Source organism: Cetobacterium sp. (assembly GCF_048470075.1).
In the GTDB taxonomy this organism is placed as follows: Bacteria; Fusobacteriota; Fusobacteriia; order Fusobacteriales; family Fusobacteriaceae; genus Cetobacterium_A.
Map to the genome: position 1 here is coordinate 1 of NZ_DBGBQB010000321.1, position 3,315 is coordinate 3,315.

The window sequence follows — 3,315 nt, forward strand, 5'->3', positions numbered from 1 at the left end:
ATAATAAATACATTGTAGGAGGAGTTTATGAAACAAGAAATTTTTATCGGTAGAAATAGTGCAATTTTAAATTTTTCAACAAAGTATTGTGACACTTCTGAAAACCTTTTATCTAGTGCCGCTTTTAAAAAAGTTTTATCCAAATACATCAATTCAATATCCAACAAAAACACTTCTGTCTTTCAATTTCTAAAATCTAATTGCAAAGAGGACATATGTGAAACTATGGTTAAACTCTTTAAATTACTCATTGTCTTAGATAAAGATGAGATAAAAAAATTAGATCCAAATCTATCTCCTCTTCTTTCTAAAGAGAGCGTTGTTTTTGAATTTATTGAAGGGCTTTATTCCTACTGGAGAAGATTTGAAAGATATGCAATCATTCGTAATAAAAATACTAGCTTAGGGCTTCAAAATATAAATTTTATCGATTCAATGAATAGTTTTACAAACCTGATTTTAAAAACTTATAGACTTGTGGAAGAAAATGTTTTAGGGGAGCATCATAGAGTATATAGACAGTTACATGCTGGGGTTAATGCGGGACTTATTTTAAACAACATCACATGGAGATGCCCAAAAGAGTATTCTTTTTTAGAAAAAATACCATTTGTAGAATCAATAGTATTACAGCCACCCTTTATAACATACCCTAGAAAAAATACTAGAAAAGGTGTATTTTATGAAAATAAAGAGAATCCAATTGAAAACTTAACATTGAATTTGGATAGTTGGGTTTGTTATCCTGCTAAAGTTGGAGAACTATTGGCTTTTGTCTATTTCGATATAAATTTTATGGCTCAAGGGGTAACGCTTTGTAATCTATTTGAGTTGGCAAAAAAAGAGGAGTACGTGGACAAAAAACCTGACATTATATATATGTATGGGGTTAAAGATTTCCACCCTGAAATGAGAACAGAGTTTTTTAAAGATGCTCATAATGATATTATGGTAGGTTATGTAAATTTTAATGAGGGGATCGATTACTTTGGATATATGAAAAAGATGATTTTAACTCTCCATAATCTAAAAATGATTGATAATGGCTATCTTCCTATTCATGGAGCTATGGTTAATTTAACTTTTAAAAATGGATTGGAAAAAAATGTCATTATTATGGGGGATAGTGGTGCTGGAAAATCTGAGAGTTTAGAGGCTTTTAGAAAACTTAGTGAAGATTATATTAAAGATATGAAAGTAATCTTTGACGATATGGGAGTTTTAAAGCTAGATAACAACTCCCTTTCAGCTTCTGGAACTGAAATTGGAGCATTTATTAGACTTGATGATTTAGACATAGGATACCCTTATAAAGAGATTGATAGAAGTATTTTTATGAATCCTGATAAGATAAATTCTCGTATTATTATCCCAATCTCTACCCATGCTGATATTATAAAAAAATATCCAATTGATATATTTTTATATGCAAATAACTATGAAGAGGGAGAGGAACTTGAATTTTTTGAGACAGCCTCTCAGGCTAAACCTGTTTTCATACAAGGGGCACGTAATGCTAAAGGAACAACTAGTGAAATTGGTCTAGTTACATCATATTTCGCCAATCCATTTGGTCCTTTACAAAGAAAAAATGAAACGGATACACTGATTGAAAATTACTTTGAAAAGATGTTCCAAGATAACATTTTAGTTGGTCAGATACGTACTTGTTTAGGAATTGAAGGTTTTGAAAAAATAGGACCTGAAAAAGCTGCTAAGAAATTATTTGAGTTAATTATAAAATAAAACTTGCATTTTGGTGAAATTTGAATTATAATTCAAATAAGTTGAATTTTGATTCATTTTTCTCTCAAAATTCATATTGTTCATTGTTTTTGGAGTTATTGCTGGTAACTCCTTTTTTTATTGAAAAAAAAAGTAGATGATAACATCTACTCTTTACTATATTTTCACTGCCTTATCCTTTTCCTCTATTAGATGATAAAGATCGTGATTTAATTTTCCCTCACTTTTTGATACATATACAGCTATAGCACTATCTCCAACTACATTCAACGATGTCAGTAACATCTCCAATGGTCTATTTATTCCTAAAATTATTGCATATGCCGATACTGCTATCTCATTACTATAACCCATTCCTGTCAGTATTGTGAATAGAATAATCGCTCCGCTTCCTGGAGCTGCTGGAGTTCCTATTGAAGCTAATAATGCCAATAGTGATATTGTCATTAAATTGAATACTGTTATCTCATATCCAGCTACACCTGCTATAAATAGTGTTGCTAAAACCTGCATTATTGCTGTTCCATTCATATTAACTGTCATTCCCATAGGAAGTACAAATGATGTTGTAACCTCATCTACACCTAATTTTTCAACTGTAGTTTTAGTATTCAACGGTAGTGAAGCTGCTGAAGATGAAGTAGAAAATGCGAACATTGCCACATTTGAAATCTTTTTCATAAAATGTATTGGATTTAACCCTGTTGAAATCCAAACTATGAATGAATATCCTAAAACAAGAAATACCACAAGTGTTATTGCTGTTAAGATAAAGTATATACTAGCTATTTGTAAATACCCTACACCATATATTGCAAAAGTTCTCATCAATAGAGAGAAAATTGCTATAGGAGCAAACTTATTTATTATAAAAGTTAGAAAAATTTGTGACATTCTATTTATCTCTTCTATCCCTTTTTTTATAACTGATTTTTCATCGTTCATAACATTTAAAATAAGTCCTACAGATATTCCTAAAAATACAGCTACTAAAACATTTCCATTGTTTGATAACCCCGCTATTATATTCTGTGGTATAGCTTTTGTTATAATCAGTAATGGATTTGATGATGTAGCTCCACCACTTCCCGATACTTGATTTATAGCAACTGAGAACAGGTTAGCTTTATAAGCTATCATTCCAACAACTGAGGCATAAAAAAGAGCCAGAACAGAACTCAGTCCAAATCCTAAAAATGTCTTATAAGATATCCTTTTTAAACTTTTAGAATCCTGTATATTTGTTACTGCAATAATTATTGAAGTGAATACCATTGGTATAATAACCAGTTGTAACGCATTTATAAATAGTTGTCCCACTATATAAAATATACCTAAGGCCTTACTTCCCTCTGGTCTAGTTATATCTTGGAATAAAATCGAATTTATTGTATTCCAAATTTCAACTTTTCCACTTGCAACTAAACTCTCTCTTAAAAAAAGAGACGCAATTCCCATAGTAATCCCTAAAATTAAGGCACAAAATATTTTTTTTGTTAAATTATTTTTTTTCATATCCACACTCCCATTTTTTCTAAAAAAAATAGGAATAGCAACTATAAAATATAG

At 30.2% G+C, this 3,315-nt stretch carries 2 protein-coding genes; one reads left to right on the plus strand and one right to left on the minus strand.

Annotated elements, in window-relative coordinates; translation table 11 throughout:
• Window positions 1–27 precede the first annotated feature (27 nt).
• Entirely contained in the window at window positions 28–1,746 is a 1,719-nt protein-coding gene (locus tag ACMOUI_RS11220; protein ID WP_418965782.1) for a phosphoenolpyruvate carboxykinase, read from the plus strand.
• A gap of 156 nt (window positions 1,747–1,902) precedes the next feature.
• Here ACMOUI_RS11220 and ACMOUI_RS11225 read toward each other — a convergent pair.
• Window positions 1,903–3,315, minus strand: a 1,413-nt coding sequence (locus ACMOUI_RS11225) for a dicarboxylate/amino acid:cation symporter (RefSeq protein WP_418965783.1), incomplete at its 5' end; no start/stop codon positions are given.